Consider the following 17,375-nt stretch of genomic DNA (forward strand, 5'->3'; position numbering starts at 1 on the left):
GGACGTCCGCTCAGTCACGCAAGGACACGGTGAGCTCGGCCACCGTGTCCGCGTTGATGCCACTCAGCGAAGACACCCGAACTGCCAGGGGCAGATCTGGCACCGGGACCATGTGCGGGACCGCGATGGTGGGTACCCCCGCTGACGCCGCAGAACGCACGCCCGGAGGCGAGTCCTCAAAAGCGACACACTGCCCCGGCCGCAGGCCCAACCGCTGCGCCGCCGTGAGGTAGGCCTCCGGGTGGGGCTTGCCGTGCTTGACCTGATCGCCGGTGACCAGGGTGGTGAAGGTCCCGGCGGGCAACTGATCGACGAGAACCTGCGCCAGCGACTCGTACGACATCGTCACCAAAGCACAGGCGATGCCCCGCTCTCGGAAATCAGTCAGCAACTCCAGCGCGCCGGGTCGCCACGGCACATGGGCTTCCATCTGAGCAGTGACTTTCCCCAGCAGGAAGTCGACAATCTCCTCGGGCGTCAGGTCGACCGGAGAGTTGTCACGGATGATCTGCCCAGAGACCAGCAACGGGTTCCCGACGCAGCGGTGGGCCAGATCGTCCGTCCAGTCGCCTCCGAACGACTCCACCAACTCACGCTCCGCGCCGATCCAGTAGGGCTCGGTGTCGACCAGCGTGCCGTCCATATCCCACAGGGCGGCGAGGATCGCGCTCATTCGGGGTCGTAGCCCAGGTTCGGCATCAACCACTTCTCAGTCTCGGCCAACGTCCAGCCCTTGCGCTCGGCATATTCCTGCACCTGGTCACGTCCCAGCCGCCCGACGACGAAGTACTGCGACTGGGGGTGGGAGAAGTACCAACCGCTGACCGCCGCCCCTGGCCACATCGCCATCGACTCGGTCAACTGGATCCCCGTCTGCGCCTCGACATCCATCAAATCCCACAGCAAATCCTTCTCGGTGTGATCTGGGCAGGCCGGATAACCAGGAGCCGGGCGAATCCCGCGATAGCCCTCAGAGATGAGTTCCTCGTTGCTCAACCGCTCATCAGAGGCAAATCCCCACATTTCGCGGCGAACTCGCTCATGCAGCCTCTCGGCAAAGGCTTCAGCGAGTCGGTCGGCCAAGGATTCCAACAGGATCCCGCTGTAGTCATCGAGCTCTTCCTTGAACTCGGCGATCTTCTCTGACGCCCCAAGGCCTGTCGTCACCGCGAAACTTCCGATGTAGTCCGCGAGTCCCGTCTCTTTCGGCGCGATGAAGTCCGAGAGCGCCCGATTTGGCACGCCCTCCCGGTGCTTGCCCTGCTGGCGCAGGTGATGCAGCGTCATCCGCACCTCGGAGCGGGTCTCATCGGTGTAGATCTCGATGTCGTCGCCGACCGCATTGGCCGGGTACAGCCCGATGACCGCAGCGCCGCGCAACCACTTGTGCTCCAACAGTTGATCAAGCATCGCTTGAGCATCTTCATAGAGCTTGCGAGCCGCTTCGCCGGTAGCCGGGTTGTTCAGGATGTCCGGGAAGCGACCCTTCATCTCCCACGCGTTGAAGAACGGCTGCCAATCGATGTAGTCGCGCAGTTCCGCCAGCGGATAGTCCGTCCACGTGCGGGTGTATGCCGTCGGCGATCCGCTGGGATGCGGGCCCTCGTGATAGTCGCGCTCTTGCTGAGCCAACAGGTGGGGGCGGAAGGGGCGGTAGTCGCTCCAGTCGATGGGTGTACGCGCCGCGCGAGCCTCGTCCAACGAGATCAGCGGGCGGTCATTCTTCTTAGCGGCATGGCGAGCGCGCAGGGCGCCATACTCCTCACGCACTTTTTCCATCATCGGCCCACGACGCTCGTCCGAGAGCAGCGAAGACACCGTCGGCACCGACCGTGACGCGTCCTTCACCCAAACCACCGGGCCGTGATATTTGGGCTCCACGCGTACGGCGGTATGGGCCTTGGACGTCGTTGCGCCGCCGAGCAGCAGCGGCATCTCGAGTCCAGTGCGCTCCATTTCCTCTGCGAAGCCGACCATCTCATCGAGAGATGGCGTGATCAGACCGGACAGTCCGATGATGTCGGCGTCGTGTTCCTTGGCCGCGTCGAGGATCTTCTGTGCGGGCACCATGACGCCCAGGTCGATGACCTCGTAGTTGTTGCACTGCAACACCACGCCGACGATGTTCTTGCCGATGTCGTGCACGTCGCCCTTGACGGTCGCCATGATGACCGTGCCTTTAGCCTTCTTGCCCGCCGTCCCGGTGCGGATCTTTTCTTCTTCGATGTAGGGGATCAGATGCGCCACGGCCTTCTTCATCACCCGCGCAGACTTCACGACCTGGGGCAGGAACATCTTTCCGGCGCCGAAGAGGTCGCCCACGACACCCATACCGTCCATCAGCGGGCCTTCGATCACCGACAACGGTGGCTCGCCGGCTTCGGCGAGCTCGGCGCGCATCTCCTCGGTGTCATCGACGACGTGGTCATCGATGCCCTTCACCAACGCGTGCGTAATCCGTTCTCGCACAGGCAATTCGCGCCAAGCGTCCTTGGCACTAGTGTCTTGCGCCTCCCCCGCGACATTGAACCTCTCGGCGACTTCCAAAAGTCGCTCGGTGGAATCCTCGCGCCGGTTGAGGATGACGTCCTCGATCCGCTCACGCAGTTCAGGATCGATCTCGTCATAGACCACCAACTGCCCCGCGTTGACGATTCCCATGTCCATACCTGCGCCGATGGCGTGGTAGAGGAACACCGCGTGGATCGCCTCGCGCACGGGGTTATTGCCACGGAAACTGAAGGACACATTGGACACGCCACCGGAGATCAACGCGCCCGGAAGGTTCTGCTTGATCCATCGAACGGCCTCGATGAAGTCCACGCCGTAGTTCGCGTGCTCCTCAATGCCTGTCGCGACCGCAAAGATGTTGGGGTCGAAGATGATGTCTTCGGTGGGATAGCCAACCTTGTCCACCAGCAGGCGGTACGCCCGCTCGCAAATCTGCTTGCGGCGTTCGAGATTGTCGGCCTGCCCGTCCTCATCGAACGCCATCACCACTATGGCGGCACCGTATTTGCGGCACAGCCGGGCATGGGCCAGGAAGGGCTCTTCGCCTTCCTTCATCGAGATCGAGTTCACGATCGACTTGCCTTGAATGCACTTCAGGCCAGCCTCAATGACATCCCACTTGGAGGAGTCGACCATGACAGGCACCCGGCAGATGTCGGGCTCTCCAGCAATCAAGCGACAGAACTGCTCCATCGCCTCGATGCCGTCGATCATCCCCTCGTCCATGTTGATGTCGATGATCTGAGCACCGGACTCCACCTGCTGGCGGGCCACGCTCAACGCGGTTGGGTAGTCGCCTTCCTTGATCAGGCGGCGGAAGCGAGCCGACCCAGTAATGTTGGTGCGCTCGCCGACGTTGACGTAGAGCGACTTGTTGTCGATGGTGACGGGCTCCAGGCCCGACAGACGCATCGCTGAGGGCACCGTCGCTGGTTTGCGCGGGGTCTTGCCTTCCGCCCGGCGCGCAATCTCCGCCAAGTGCTCGGGTGCGGTTCCGCAGCATCCTCCGACGAGGTTGATGAGCCCCGCTTCGGCGAACTCCTCCAAGACATCGCCCATCTGGTCGGGCGTCTCGTCGTACTCACCAAAGGTGTTGGGTAGTCCCGCATTCGGATAACAGGAGACATAGGTATCCGCGATCCTGGCCAACTCCGCGACGTACTGGCGCATATCGGACGCACCCAGCGCGCAATTCAGCCCGATCGCCAGGGGGCGAGCATGCCGGACACTGTTCCAGAACGCCTCAGTGACCTGCCCGGACAGGGTGCGCCCGGATGCGTCGGTGATCGTGCCGGAGATGATGATCGGCCAGCGCCGCTCGCGCTCCTCAAAGAGCGTCTCGCAGGCAAAGATCGCCGCCTTCGCATTGAGCGTGTCGAAGATCGTCTCGATGATCAGCAGATCTGATCCGCCATCCACCAGTGCGCTCGCCTGTTCGTGATAGGCGCTGACCAGACCTTCGAAGGTGATGTTGCGTTTGGCGGGGTCATTGACGTCGGGCGAGATGGAGGCCGTCCGGTTGGTCGGACCGAGCGCGCCAGCAACGAACCGCGGGCGGTCAGGCGTCTTCGCCGTCGCCGCATCGGCCGCTTCTCGAGCGATCTGCGCCGAGACGTAGTTGAGCTCGTAACTCAACTCCTCCATGTGATAGTCCGCCATCGAAATCTGCTGCGCGTTAAAGGTATTCGTCCCAATAACGTCGGCACCAGCATCGAGGTATGAGTCGTGAACCTCTCGAATAATGCCCGGCTGGGTGAGTGACAGAAGGTCGTTGTTACCGCGTACGTCGGAGGCCCAGTCGGCGAAGCGCTCGCCTCGGTAATCCTCCTCGGAGAGCTTGTGCCGTTGCAACATGGTCCCCATGGCGCCATCTAGCACGAGGATGCGCTGATCGAGCAGCGCGGTGATTTCGTCAGTGCGGTCCGGCTGAGGAGCAGCGCGGAATGACGTCTGGGACAAGAGAACCTCCCGTGGTGGCAGGCCCCCATCGTATAGACGGGCCGATCTCCGGATTCGCCTGGCGTGTCGCAGGCGTGCTGACACCGCGCGTCGACCGCAGCCATAGGCTGAGTCATCAGTTCCCGACCCACCAGGAGGACGCGAGCGTGATTCAGCTCGAGGATCTGCCCGAATTGCGTGATCCGATCATGATCGCGGCCTTTGAGGGTTGGAACGACGCTGGCGAGACCGCGAGCGCCACCCTGGCTCACGTCATCCGAAGCTGGGAGGCCGAGCCCGTTGCGGCGCTCGACCCCGAGGACTACTACGACTTCCAGGTAACTCGCCCCCGGGCGGTGTTCGACTCCGACGGGCACCGTGCGCTGCGCTGGCCGACGACGCGCATCCTGATTGCCCAAAACACGCCGCTTGAGCGGGACGTGATCTTCGTTCAGGGCATTGAGCCGTCTATGCGGTGGATGACTTTTTATGGCGAGTTGCTCGATCTTGCAAAGGATTTGGAGGTCAGCCTCCTCATCACGTTGGGCGGGCTGCTCGCCGACGTCCCCCATACGCGCCCGATCCCGGTCACGATCACCTCAGAGCACCCGGAAACCAGACTGCGTTTTGACCTGCATGCCAGCCAGTACGAAGGCCCCACCGGCATCATCGGGGTTCTCGTCGACGCCGCGCATGAAGCTGGCATCGCCACCATGTCGGTCTGGGCGGCCGTACCCCACTATGCCGGCGGCAGTCCCTCGCCGAAGGCGACCCTGGCGCTTCTCACCCGGCTCGAGGAGGTGCTGGACACGATCATTGGTCATGACGACCTGCCCGAACAGGCACGCGCCTGGGAACACGGCGTGGACGAACTCGCGCAATCGGACGACGAGGTCGCTGAGTACGTCCAAACCCTGGAAGAAGCGCAGGACACCACAGAACTGCCCGAAGCCAGCGGCGATGCGATCGCGCGCGAGTTTGAGCGCTACCTGCGCCGCCGCGACGACGACCCTCAGTAGCCCCACGCCCGTCGAGCAACCGCCGGTCGAGCTCACGCCGGTCGAGCTTGTCGAGACCAACCCCGATCGAGCACACGCCGGTCGAGCAGGTGGGAACGCAGTGATCCACCCTGTCGAGACCACCCAGCACGGGCCTCGACACGGCCTCGGCTCACGCCTCGCCCGGCTCGACCAACGCCGGTCGAGCTTGTCGAGACCAACGCCGGTCGAGCAGGTGGGAACGCAGTGATCCACCCTGTCGAGACCACTCACCAAGGCCTCGACACGGCCTCGGCTAACGCCTCGCCCGGCTCGACCAACGCCGGTCGAGCTTGTCGAGACCAACGCCGGTCGAGCAGGTGGGAACGCAGTGATCCACCCCGTCGAGACCACCCACCAAGGGCCTCGACACGGCCTCGGCTCACGCCTCGCCCGGCTCGACCAACGTGAAGAACGCCCCGCCCTGCTCACCCAACGCCGGTCGAGCTTGTCGAGACCACCCGTGGGCTTCCTACGGCCGACAGGTGACCTGAAGAGTCGTAAATCGCGCCCCTTGGTGCAGGGTTCGTACCTTCGCGAAGTTGCATCCCGGCACCGACCTCAAGTGGGCACCTTTCGAGGTGTCGACAACGACGACGCTCGTTGGCTGCCCACCCGCTCGCTCAGGTCCCCACAAGTCGCCGCCTCGGCGTGCTGCTGCCCACCACGTTTCCTGCGACCACTGCTGGTCCAGCCTCCCTGAGGCGAACAGCACCGCCCTGCCCGTCGGCTTGGCGAACGCCACCCGACGTGGGCCAGCATCGTGGACCGCCCTCTCGTGGACTGTGAGATTTTCGCCCCAGTGGCCATCACTCGCCCGGGCCGACAAGAAAGACGGCACCGACAACGCCACAACGCACCCCAGCACGATCGTCCGGGCCGCCCGCGGCAATCCCGACCGCGCGGCCACGAAGCCGACCAGCAAACTCATCGGGATCACGGAAGGCGAGAAATAGCGCTCCGCGAAGACGTCAATCCCCGCGAGGACCGCGGCACTTGTCGCAAGCGGCGCGAGCACCCACATGAGCAGCAACGTCCCACCCACGAGTCTCGTGTTGGCCCGCACCAGCAGGCCGGCAGCGCACACTGTGAGCACAACGCCGAGCGCTACGCTCGTCGCGATGGTCACGGCCTGATAGCTGCTTGAGATGGGGGCGCTGACGCCGACGCGGAGAAAAGAGGCCAGGGCATCGACGGCGGCGTTGGTGTGTATCCAGCCGACTTGGCCTTTCTGCTTCTCGCAAAACAGCAGCCAGGCTCCACCCGCAACGCTGAGGCCCCCCGCGAGCGCGGCCTCGGCCGAGGCCACCCGCCTGCGTGCCAGGATCGGCACCGCCAACGCGAGGGGCAGGTAAAGGACGTTCAAGGCGTAGCACAGGCACGCGGCTACTGCCGAGGTCACCTGAAGGACGGGACGGGTGGTCAGCGCTGCGTAGAAGTACACCGCAAGTAGCAGAACGGACACGGCTTCAGGGCGAGCGTTGACCGCGGACGCCGCCGACGCCGGGAGGATGGCCACGACAAGGCCCGCGACGAAGGCCGCGCGTCGCCCCCACAACCGGTTGGCAATTGTGGTCACGACAGCAGTGGCAACTACGAGCGCCACTGCTGAGACGAGCCGTCCTGCCGTCAGCGAATCGAGTCCCAAACCGTCTGCTGTCGCCTTGGTTGCCGCGTAGTACCCCACGAGCGCACGGTCGTGTTGATTCGCCAAGCGATATAACTCGCCCCACGAGCGCGACGTAGCGCTGATAGTTGCTGCTTCGTCGAACCATGTACCGGGCCGAGGGGCAAAGCTGACCAGGAGGGCGGCACCGAATGCGGGAGCCCAGAGCACCCATTGCTCAGTTCGGAAGGCGCGCACCGCGCTGACCTTACCGGCGTCAACCTCGCAGCTGAACGCCCAGCAGTGCGTCAATCGAGTCTGTGACCAGGTGGCCGGAGCCGTCGTCGGCACCTGCCGGGTGCGCTGCGACCCAGGCGTCGACGGCCGCCACCGCGGCTGGCGTGTCGAGGTCGTCGGCGAGGCGCGCTCCCAGGGTGCGCACCAACTCGGCATCGGCCGAGCCTGGAAGCGCTTCCTGCCAGGCCACCAACCGTGCTTGGGCGGCCTCCAGGAGAGAACTGGTCCACTCCCACGGAGTGCGGTAGTGCTGTCCAAGCAGGACCAGGCGAACCGCCATGGGGTCGATGCCTTCGGCACGCAAGTCGGACACCCGCACCAGGTTTCCCAGCGATTTGCTCATCTTGTGCCCGTCGTAGGCCACCATCGCCTGGTGCACGTAGGTCTGCGCGAACGCCGGCCGCCCCGGCAACGCGGCGGCCTGAACGGCGCTCATCTCGTGGTGCGGGAAAATGAGGTCATCGCCGCCGCCTTGCACATCAAATCCGGCGTCAAGTTCGTCGAGCGCGATCGTCGTACATTCCAGGTGCCAGCCCGGGCGCCCGGGCCCTGCGGTCGCGCCGTCCCAGGACGGTTCACCGGTCCGCGCCCCGCGCCACAGCAACGGGTCGAGAACATCGCGCTTTCCGGGCCGGTCCGGGTCGCCGCCGCGCTCGGCGAAGACGTCGAGCATCTGCTCACGACTCCACCCGCTGACCTGTCCGAAGCTGGGCTGACGGGCCAGGTCGAGGTAGGTATCGCGTACGCCAGGCTCGGCGGCTTCCTCATCGGGAACCGGGAGCGTATATGCCGCACCGTTGTCGAGTAGTTCGGCCACTCGTTGCGCGTGCCGCGGCATCGACTCCTCGACGCCGACATAGGCATCCGGCGGGATGACTCGCAGCGCCGTCATGTCGTCGCGGAACAGTTGCACCTCGCGCGCGCCCAGATCGCGCCAATCGATGCCATCGCGATCCGCGCGCTCAAACAGCGGATCATCGACGTCTGTGACGTTCTGGGCGAAGCGCACCGCCAGACCACTGGCGCGTACGGCACGGCCCACCAAGTCAAAGGTGAGGTACGTCGCGGCGTGACCCATGTGAGTGGCGTCGTACGGCGTGATGCCACAGACATAGAGCCGAACCAGGCCATCCCGGCCAAGCACCTCGTGTCGGGTACCGCTTGCCGTGTCGTGTAACTGCAGCACCGGCGACAGAACGGGGGTCTGTGGGAGCGCGGGTCCGTTCCATGTCTTCACGTCGAGAGACTACGTCCGACGCTGCCCAAATATTCCTGCGGCGTCACCACAGCGGCCAGGGCAACGGATAGCGATCTCCGGTAGGCACGGGAAACACACCACCGTCGAGCAGTTTCCTGGCGCGCAACCGGAGCGCCGCGACTTCCTCCTCGGTGAGCAAATCGCCGAGGGCGTCCCCGAGTCCATCTGCCAACGCGGCCAACAGCCGGGACAACCTCTCAGTTTCTCGCGTTGGCAACGGATCCGCCGCCCAACCCCACAGCACGGTGCGCACCTTCGGTTCGGCGTGCAGCGTGACGCCGTGATCGATAGCCCACAGTTGATGGTCGTCTTCGATGAGGTGGCTTGCCTTGCGATCAGTGTTGTTCAGCACGAGATCGAGGACCGCGAGCCCAGCCAGCCGGGCATCATCGGCATGCGACACCACCATGGGCGTGCCGTCCTCAAGTTCAACTCCGACGACCGGCAAGTATCCCTCTGGCTGATCAGCCACCGGATCGACTCTGATGAGGTCAGACTCGACACCGTCCAGCGGACCGACCCAACGCTGCACGCTGCCTGGTCCGAGGGGGCCTTCCCGCAGGACAGTTTCTGGCACATGTGGCCAGCCGCCCGCACGGGCTATGAGGTAGGTCGCAAGCTCTCGGCCCGCCAAGGTCCCATCCGGGAAATCCCAGAGTGGTCGCTCTCCGCGAACAGGCTTGTAGATGGCTCGGACTCGGCTCTCGCCGACCCATACCCGGAGCGCGACGTTGGAGGCATCAAGAAGTCGACCCTCAACCTCGATCTCGCCGGTCTCCAGGGTGTCCAGCATGGTGGCCGCACTCAGCGTTTGAAGCCGTTGGCTCGCGGGCAGACGTGGCCAGAGTCATCGAGCGGCCCCCCGCAGAACGGGCATGGCGGACGCCCCTGCGCGACGGTGGCGAGTGCTCGACGGACAAACTCCCGGGCGCCGCCGATGCCCAGTGCGACCTTCAAAATCGAGGTTCCCGCCGGGGTGATCTCCACCATGCCGTCACCGGTTTCGTCCGGCTCGATCTCAACCTGCGCGTCGTAGGCCTCCACCACCACGACCTGACCGTCCTCATTCCAGGACAGGCTCAGCGTGCTGACCCGGAACTCATCCTCGATGGGCGTACTGAGCGGTGCGTTGTCTTCGGGTGCGGAGAGTTGGGTGCCGGGAATTGGCATATCTTCCAGCAGCTCGCTGATGCGTTCGGCGAGCGCCTCGACCTGCTGCTTCTCCAGCGACACACTCGTCACGCGGCGCCCGTCGACCGCTTGGAGGAAGAAGGTGCGCTGTCCGGGAGGGCCGACGGTTCCTGCGACGAATCGCTCGGGGCGGACGTACTCGATCAACGGCATGGTTCGAGCCTAATCGTCGGAGGCGGTGGCGTGGTCGGCGCCAGGTGAGCCTCCGGGTGTTGCGTCGCTGGAGTCCGACTGCAGTTCGCTCGGCAGGAGGTCATCCACGCCACCGGTGTCGTTGCTGCGCAGGACGAACGCTCGCCGCGGCGCGTAGCGCACCACCGACAACGACGCCGGGTTGACCACGATGCGCTGAAAGGAATCCAAGTGCATGCCAAAGGCGTCCGCCAGAAGTGCCTTGATGACATCCCCGTGCGAGACGGCCGCCCATACCGCGTGCTCGCCGTGCGCTTCTGCTACCTCACGATCCAACCGCCGGATGGCAGCGACCGCCCGGGCCTGCATCTGAGCGAGGGACTCGTGGGCATAGGTCGCATCCGGTGGGAAGGTCGCGCCTGACGGATGGTCCTGGACCACGCGCCACAGGGGTTCCTTCGCGAGATCGCTCAACGACTTCCCGGTCCATCCGCCATAGCGACATTCGCCGAGGTCGTCGTCCGTCTCGACCTCGTTCGCGCGATCTTGCGCGAGGTGCGCTGCGGTCTCTTGGCAGCGCTGCAGTGGGCTCGACACGAGACGAGCCAGGGCGACCGTACGCAGCCTCTGACCCAGCCGTGCAGCGTGCTCGACGCCTGTCTCATCAAGACCGACGCCCGGGCTCCAGCCGGCCAAGACACCAGAGGAATTGGCGGTAGTCCGACCATGGCGGATCAACAGGACGGTGGGCACAGGGCAACTTTACGACCGAACCTTCCCGCTTCGCGACGCCGACCGTGGTGCGATGTCTGCATGATCGTGGATCAGGCCGTCTATAGCGCTGGCACCCGACGCCCCTGTGAGGACGTCGCATCTGAGTTGGACCGACTTCGCGACGGCCCTGAGAAGGACTTTCTCTGGATTGGCGTGAAGGAACCTCACTCCGAAGAGTTCCTGCTCATGCAGGACGCGTTGTCGCTCCACCCGCTCGCCGTGGAAGACGCATTGACCGGCGACCAGCGGGCCAAAGTTGAGGTCTACGACGACACCGTCTTCGTCGTACTCAAGACGCTCGTCTACATCGATGAGACGTCGCAGGTCGAGACCGGTGAGCTGATGCTGTTCGTCGGCCCGCATTTTGTTCTGACAGTGCGCCGGGGCGAACACTCGGGGCTTTCCCAGATTCGACACTCGCTTGAGCACACCCCCGAGTTGTTGGCGCACGGCCCCATCGCGGTGTTGCACAAGGTGATGGACAACGTCGTCGATCAGTACGTTCGGGTCGACGCGGAGTTGGCATACGACCTGGAGCAACTCGAAGAGAAGGTGTTCTCCCCATCGACCGAAGTCGATGTCGCGGAGATCTACCTGCTCAAGCGGGAAGTTCTGGAGATGCGGCGCGCTGCCTCTCCCCTGGTCGAACCACTCAGCCGCGTCATGCGTAGTAGGCACGTCCCGTCCGATGCCGTGCCGTTCTTTCGCGATGTCAACGACCATCTGCTCCACGTGGTCGACCGGGTCGACTCTTATGACCGGCTGTTGAGCGATGTCCTGAACGCCCATCTGGCGCAGGTCTCGGTCAATCAGAACGCTGACATGCGCAAGATTTCCGCGTGGGTCGCGATCGCCGCGCTCCCCACGATGGTCAGCGCGATCTATGGCATGAATTTTGAAGGGATGCCCGAACTCACTGCGTCCGTGGGCCTCTTCGGGCGCGAATTCTACTACGGATATCCCCTTGCGCTTGCGGTCATGGCCGGCGGATGTATCGCAATCTATCGGGCCTTCAAACGGAGCGGCTGGCTCTGATTCGGCGACGACCTCGATAGGTTCGTCATCATGCGTACGCGCCATGTCGGATCATCGGGCCTCCAGGTGTCCCCCTTGACCTTGTCCACTGCCGGCTGGGGAACCACGGTCGATGACGACATGGCGCGCACTCTCGCTGAGACCTACCTAGGTGCGGACGGGATGACGTTCGCCACAACGGCCGGGGATGACCAGGCTGAGGAGACCCTCGGCAGTTTGCTGGGTGACCTCGTGCCTCGACGAGATGTGACGTTGGTATGCCAAGCGGGATCCGGAGCCGTGGGACCGACTGGCTCCCGCGGCAGCATGTTGCGGGACCTGGATGACACGCTTAGCCGGCTGCGAACCGACCACCTTGACCTGTGGCTCGCACCTGGATGGTCCGCGACGGTTCGTCTGGAGGAAACGCTTGGCGCTCTAGAGTTTGCGGTCCTCAGCGGACGCGCCCGCTATGTCGGTGTGTCCGGACTCACCGGCTGGCAATTGGCACGGGCCTTTTCGCTCCTCGAGAACCTGCGTGTGCCCCTGGTCGCAGACCAGGTCGAATACAGCCTGCTTCGCCGCGCCGCCGAGGCGACGATCCAGCCGGCCGCTACCTATCTCGGAACCGGCATCTTGGCCGGCGCGCCCCTTGGGCGGGGCGTGCTCACTGGAAAGTACCGGCATACCGTTCCGGCCGACTCCAGGGGCGCCTCGCGCCCAGATCACGTGAGCGCCTATCTCGACGATGACAGCCGAGCGGTTGTCGAGGCCGTCTGCACGGCGGCCGACGGCTTGGACCTCACGCCCGCCGAGGTTGCCCTGCGATGGGTTCTCGACCGGGATGGGGTCGCGAGCGCGGTGGTGGGGGTACGCACACCTGGGCAACTTCGATCCGCAGCCCAGGCGGCCACAGATGCGCTGCCGATTCAGGTCACCAACGCGCTGAACGACGTCAGCGCGTTCTCCTAGCTCAGCCGACGACGCTTACTCGCTGTCGTCGGTGTCGTATTCCTCGGCGTCCAACCCGGCATAGGTGCCCTCGGCCTCGTCGTCATCGTCGTCGAACTCGATGTCGTCGTCCTCGTCATCCTCGTCGACCAACTCGTCCTCGTCGCCGGCGTACACCTCCAGCGGGGTCACCTCGCCGTAGGCGTCCATCAGCGCATCGTCGTAGGAATCGAAGGCGTCAGCGACGTCGCGGTACGCCGCAACCACCGTGGGGTCGTTCTCACCTCGTCGCCCGGCTGCGGCTTCCAGGTGACGTTCGAGGGCAGTCACCAAAGTGGACAGCGCGGCGCGCGGATCAACGGTCATGTCGAAACCGTAGCGAACTGCAGCACGCCGACGCACCCTCCCTCGACACACAGGCCTGACATCGCACAATGTCTGTCATGGTCGAGTTCGAATATCGGGTCTTGGATTTCCAGCGAAACATCTCTCGAATGGACATGCGCCAAGCCCTCACCGACCACGCGGAGTACGGCCACTGGGAGCTCCATCGAACCCGGCTTTACTTCGGCGGCCATCGACGGGTCTGGCTTCGCCGGAAGATCATTCGGGTGCGGCGTACCGCCTAGGCCGCCTCAGCAGTTGGCCAGAAAACGGCCGAGAACCCGCGTCCCGAACTTCAACGAATCAATCGGGACTCGCTCATCGATGCCGTGGAACATCGGGGCGAAATCCAGGTCCGCCGGGAGTCGAAGGGGCGCGAATCCATAGCCTTTAATGCCCAACTGGCTGAGCGATTTGTTGTCGGTGCCGCCGGACAGGCAGTAGGGCAAGATCGCCGCGTCCGGGTCTTCGGCGAGCAGGGACGACTTCATCACCTCAACGAGCGCCCCTTCGAAGGGCGCGTCGATCGCCTCATCGCGGTGGTGAACGCTGACCTCCACGTGCTCTCCGGCGAGCTCTTGCACGATGCGCATCAGATCCGCTTCGTGCCCCGGCAGGAACCGGCAGTCCAACGAAGCACTCGCCGACTGCGGGATGACGTTGTGCTTGTAGCCACTGTCGAGCATCGTGAAATTCGCCGTGTCTTGCAGCGTGCCCTCGACGAATCCGCGAGCGCCACCAAGCGTGGCGATGAGTTGTGAGCAGTCGTCCTCGGCATAAGAAATTCCGGTGATATCCGACAAACCATCGAGCAACTGGCGCACCGATGCGACGTATTCACGCGGCCAGACATGGGCGTCGATGCGCGCGATGGCCGCCGCGAGGCGGACGACCGCATTCTCGTCGTTGGGCACCGAACCGTGGCCCGCGCGGCCGTGGGCCGTGAGCCGCAGCCAAGCGATCCCCTTCTCCGCGGTCTGCAGGAGATAGGCGCGTTGCTGTCCGCCCCCTTGGGTGGGGACTGTCACGCTGTAGCCACCGACCTCGCTGACCGCCTCCGTGACCCCGGCGAAAAGCTCTGGGTGGTTTTCCACCATCCACCGGGCGCCGTAGACGCCTCCGGCTTCCTCATCGGCGAAGAACGCGAACACCACGTCGCGAGGCGGCTTCTTGCCCGAGCGCGCGAGGTCCTTGAGGCACGCCAGGATCATCGCGTCCATGTCTTTCATGTCGACCGCGCCCCGGCCCCAGATCATGTCGTCCTTGATTTCGGCGCCGAACGGATTGACCTGCCAGTCGTCGGCATTCGCCGGAACCACATCGAGGTGGCCGTGTACGCAGAGCGCGCCGCGTTCGGAATCCTCGCCCTCCACACGGACCACCACGCTCGCCCGACCCGGTTCGCTCTCATAGATCTCGCCGTCAAGACCCACCTCGGACAGTTCAGCCATGACGTACTCGGCGGCCTTGCGTTCTCCCGGGCCGCTGCCGTCGCCATAGTTACTGGTGTCGATGCCAATGAGGTCCTGGCACAGTCGCACCACCTCATCCTCGGGCGTCGTTGCCGGGTCAACCGTGGAGCGCGTATCAGCCATAGGTCCTACTGTGCCACGCGATCCACCCCGTGCAGGCCCTCGCTGCTCTAGGCTCGCGAACGCGTGACCTGCGGCACCCGACGCAGGAACGCCACTCGAAGGAGACCCATGTCTGTGCAACCGTTGACCCGCCGAGCCATTCTTGCCTTGACCGCAGGTGGAGCTTTTACCGCCGCCATCCCCGGCCAAGCCTGGGCCAGCGGCTCCACTCGTCCGGGTGCGGTGCGCGCGCCCAAGTTGACCGCGGCTGATCAGCAGATCGTCAAGGCCATTCGTCCGGGCCGCGCGCTGGATCAGCTCTTTCATCTGACCGAGGACATCGGCCAGCGCTACGCCGGGACGCCCGGTGAGGTGCAGGCCGCGAAGTACCTCGAGCGACGCCTCGAGAAGCTCGGTCTCGACGTAGAAACACCATCCTTCTCGGTGCCTGACGTCAACCTCGGCAAAATCATCTCGCCAGCGTTGGACAGTCACCTGTGCTGGGACTGCCGAAGCGCGACCGGTGCACCCACCGGAGCCGAGGCGCGTGGCCGCCTCACGCAGGCATACACCGTGGTTGCGGACCTCCCAGCGAAACTCAACAACCGAATCGTGTTGGTCAACAACGGAACTGCGGTTAAGGACGTGGTCGCCGCTGCCCAGGAGCGTCGGGCGCGTGCTGTGATCGTGCTGGCGACTCCGGCCACGCCGCCGCGGCAGAGCGGACCCCCGTCCCTCAGCCTCACGACGCCCAGCACGATCCCGGTTCTGACGGTCGGCCAGGTTCAGTCGAAAGACCTGCAGCGCATCGCCGCAAACGAGCGCACCATCAGCATCGAAACGGTTGCGCACAAAGTCATCACCTCGCGCAACGTCATCGCGACGAGCCCTGGTTCAGGCCCCAAGCGCGCGCGCAAGAAGGTCATGATCAGTGCTCATTACGACTCGGTCATCGGCGCCCGGGGCGCCAACGACGACGGCTCTGGCACGGTGCTGACGTTGGAACTGGCTCGCGTGCTGCACAAGATGCCGCACTTCCACGACCTGCAGTTCGCGCTGTGGGGTGCCGAAGAAATCGGTCTGGTGGGTTCGCGTGACTATGTGGACTCGCTGAACCAGAACGATCGGGACAACATCGCCGGGGTTTTCCAGAACGACATGGTGGGCACCAGCTGGGAAGAGGCCGAGAAGTACTGGGTCCTGTCCTATGACGGCAAGGCCAATCCGGTCAACGAGCAGGTGCTCGCGGCCGGCAAACGACTCGGGTACGCCAAGCGCATGAGCGATGTCACCGAGCGCGGCTCCAGCGATCACCAATCGTTCCAGGAGGTCGGGGTCGCCAGCGGCAACTTCTCCTGGCGCGGAGTGGAAGCCCCGTCGCTGTTGGAGCCGGAGTACCACTCAGCAGACGACACCATCCGCGACAACATCTCGGTCGAGCGACTCACCGTGTCGATGGAGCTCATCGGTACCGCGGCATACGCGCTGGCGGCAACCAAGTCCTGACGGTCAGGATGCTCGCGGCGGGTCGCCACCGCGAGCATCCTGTCGGCGACGGGCCACCTCCAACGGCGCTCTCCCGATGGGGCAGTCTGGGCAGGTGACCACATCAACGCGCATCGTCCTGGCCTCCCGCCCCCACGGAGAGCCGACCGACGACAACTTCCGTACCGAGCACGTCGAACTCCCCGAGCCCGCCGACGGGGAAGCGCTGCTCCAGACGCTTTATCTCTCGCTCGACCCCTACATGCGGGGACGGATGAGCGACGCGAAGTCCTACGCGGCGCCGGTGGAGATTGGTGCTGTCATGGTGGGCGCCACCGTTTCGCGGGTGCTTCGGACAGCCTCGGACGCCGTAAGTGAGGGAGACATCGTCCTCGGCTACGGCGGCTGGCAAAGTCACTCGGTCGAAAAGGTCGCGCACCTGCGGCGTATCGACCCTGGTGCTGGCGTTCCGGTCAGCACCGCGCTCGGTGTCCTCGGAATGCCCGGCTTCACCGCCTACGCCGGGCTTCGCAACATCGGACGACCGCAGCCTGGCGAGACTGTTGCCGTCGCCGCCGCGACCGGCCCCGTCGGCTCTGCCGTTGGCCAGATCGCCCGGCTCAAAGGCGCGCGGACTGTCGGCATTGCGGGCGGGCCCGACAAGGTCGCCTATGCCAAAGAACTCGGCTTCGATGTCGCGCTCGATCACCGCTCAGAGACCTTCGCCGACGACCTCAAGGAAGCAGTGCCCGGAGGCATCGATGTCTACTTCGAAAATGTCGGCGGGGCGGTCTGGGACGCGGTACTCCCCCGGCTGAATCCCTTTGCGCGGGTGCCGGTGTGTGGACTCGTTGCCGGATACAACGCCACTTCCCTTCCTGAGGGACCGAACCGTGCACCCGCCCTGATGGGGGCGATCCTGAGCAAGAGCTTGCTTGTGCGCGGGTTCATTCAGACGGAGTTTGCGGCCGAACAAACACCAGACTTTCTTCGGGATATGACCGGGTGGATTGCCGACGGAAGCGTTCAGTACCGCGAGGACATCGTCGACGGACTGGACCAGGCGATCGAGGCTTTCCGCGGACTCCTCAAGGGGCGCAACTTCGGCAAGCTCGTGGTGCGCGTCAGCGAGTAGTCCGACAGGCCCCTCGATTTGGGATCAGGGACGCCCTGCGTGTTAATGTCTGGCGTCGCCGCGGCGGACTTCCCAGTCCACTCGGCGC

15 protein-coding genes are annotated in these 17,375 nt (G+C 64.6%); 6 read left to right on the top strand and 9 right to left on the bottom strand.

Features of this window, described 5'->3' with window-relative positions; all coding sequences use genetic code 11:
- Positions 1-10: 10 nt before the first annotated feature.
- A complete protein-coding gene (locus F562_RS0106490) occupies positions 11-673 on the bottom strand; it encodes an HAD family hydrolase (RefSeq protein WP_018156128.1) in 663 nt (220 codons plus the stop codon).
- On the bottom strand, positions 670-4,470 hold the full coding sequence (gene metH, locus F562_RS0106495) for a methionine synthase (RefSeq protein ID WP_018156129.1): 3,801 nt from the start codon (positions 4,468-4,470) through the stop codon (positions 670-672). The genes F562_RS0106490 and metH overlap by 4 nt, the downstream gene beginning before the upstream one ends.
- A gap of 146 nt (positions 4,471-4,616) precedes the next feature.
- Here metH and F562_RS0106500 point away from each other — a divergent pair, with 146 nt between their 5' ends.
- Complete coding sequence (locus tag F562_RS0106500) at positions 4,617-5,468, top strand: PAC2 family protein (protein ID WP_018156130.1); 852 nt, start codon at positions 4,617-4,619, stop codon at positions 5,466-5,468.
- A gap of 490 nt (positions 5,469-5,958) precedes the next feature.
- Here the strand turns inward: F562_RS0106500 and F562_RS0106505 are convergent, their stop codons facing one another.
- From F562_RS0106505 to F562_RS0106525, 5 genes are read right to left on the bottom strand one after another with little or no spacing between them, the layout of a single operon-like run.
- Positions 5,959-7,350, bottom strand: a complete 1,392-nt coding sequence (locus tag F562_RS0106505; RefSeq protein WP_018156131.1) for a glycosyltransferase family 39 protein — start codon at positions 7,348-7,350, stop codon at positions 5,959-5,961.
- 19 nt (positions 7,351-7,369) lie between these two features.
- The gene (mshC, locus tag F562_RS0106510; protein WP_018156132.1) at positions 7,370-8,626 is read right to left on the bottom strand and encodes a cysteine--1-D-myo-inosityl 2-amino-2-deoxy-alpha-D-glucopyranoside ligase; all 1,257 of its coding nucleotides are present in this window, start codon (positions 8,624-8,626) and stop codon (positions 7,370-7,372) included.
- 43 nt (positions 8,627-8,669) lie between these two features.
- Positions 8,670-9,440: an SCO1664 family protein gene (locus tag F562_RS0106515; RefSeq protein WP_018156133.1), complete on the bottom strand. Its 771-nt coding sequence runs from the start codon at positions 9,438-9,440 to the stop codon at positions 8,670-8,672.
- Positions 9,441-9,451: 11 nt separating this feature from the next.
- Positions 9,452-9,991, bottom strand: coding sequence for a DUF3090 domain-containing protein (locus F562_RS0106520; protein ID WP_018156134.1), 540 nt, complete (start codon positions 9,989-9,991; stop codon positions 9,452-9,454).
- Between the two features lie 9 nt (positions 9,992-10,000).
- A complete protein-coding gene (locus F562_RS0106525) occupies positions 10,001-10,723 on the bottom strand; it encodes an MSMEG_4193 family putative phosphomutase (RefSeq protein WP_018156135.1) in 723 nt (240 codons plus the stop codon).
- A 60-nt stretch (positions 10,724-10,783) separates the two neighbouring features.
- Here F562_RS0106525 and F562_RS0106530 point away from each other — a divergent pair, with 60 nt between their 5' ends.
- Positions 10,784-11,779 (top strand): magnesium and cobalt transport protein CorA, encoded by a 996-nt coding sequence (locus tag F562_RS0106530; protein WP_018156136.1) that lies wholly within the window; start codon positions 10,784-10,786, stop codon positions 11,777-11,779.
- Positions 11,780-11,809: 30 nt separating this feature from the next.
- Entirely contained in the window at positions 11,810-12,730 is a 921-nt protein-coding gene (locus F562_RS0106535) for an aldo/keto reductase (RefSeq protein ID WP_018156137.1), read from the top strand.
- A 15-nt stretch (positions 12,731-12,745) separates the two neighbouring features.
- On the opposite strand, the gene F562_RS20750 is transcribed toward F562_RS0106535, so the two are convergent.
- The gene (locus tag F562_RS20750; protein ID WP_026181059.1) at positions 12,746-13,075 is read right to left on the bottom strand and encodes a hypothetical protein; all 330 of its coding nucleotides are present in this window, start codon (positions 13,073-13,075) and stop codon (positions 12,746-12,748) included.
- Positions 13,076-13,143: 68 nt separating this feature from the next.
- Between F562_RS20750 and F562_RS0106545 the strand changes: the two genes are divergently transcribed.
- On the top strand, positions 13,144-13,338 hold the full coding sequence (locus tag F562_RS0106545) for a DUF5703 family protein (protein ID WP_018156139.1): 195 nt from the start codon (positions 13,144-13,146) through the stop codon (positions 13,336-13,338).
- Between the two features lie 6 nt (positions 13,339-13,344).
- Here F562_RS0106545 and F562_RS0106550 read toward each other — a convergent pair whose 3' ends face one another.
- On the bottom strand, positions 13,345-14,688 hold the full coding sequence (locus tag F562_RS0106550; RefSeq protein WP_018156140.1) for a M20/M25/M40 family metallo-hydrolase: 1,344 nt from the start codon (positions 14,686-14,688) through the stop codon (positions 13,345-13,347).
- Between the two features lie 108 nt (positions 14,689-14,796).
- Between F562_RS0106550 and F562_RS0106555 the strand changes: the two genes are divergently transcribed.
- Together F562_RS0106555 and F562_RS0106560 are read left to right on the top strand one after the other, a co-directional pair.
- A complete protein-coding gene (locus tag F562_RS0106555) occupies positions 14,797-16,173 on the top strand; it encodes a M20/M25/M40 family metallo-hydrolase (RefSeq protein WP_018156141.1) in 1,377 nt (458 codons plus the stop codon).
- A gap of 76 nt (positions 16,174-16,249) precedes the next feature.
- The gene (locus tag F562_RS0106560; protein ID WP_018156142.1) at positions 16,250-17,287 is read left to right on the top strand and encodes an NADP-dependent oxidoreductase; all 1,038 of its coding nucleotides are present in this window, start codon (positions 16,250-16,252) and stop codon (positions 17,285-17,287) included.
- Positions 17,288-17,375: the final 88 nt, after the last annotated feature.

The sequence above is a fragment of the Demetria terragena DSM 11295 genome, from assembly GCF_000376825.1.
GTDB classification, from domain to species: Bacteria; Actinomycetota; Actinomycetes; order Actinomycetales; family Dermatophilaceae; genus Demetria; species Demetria terragena.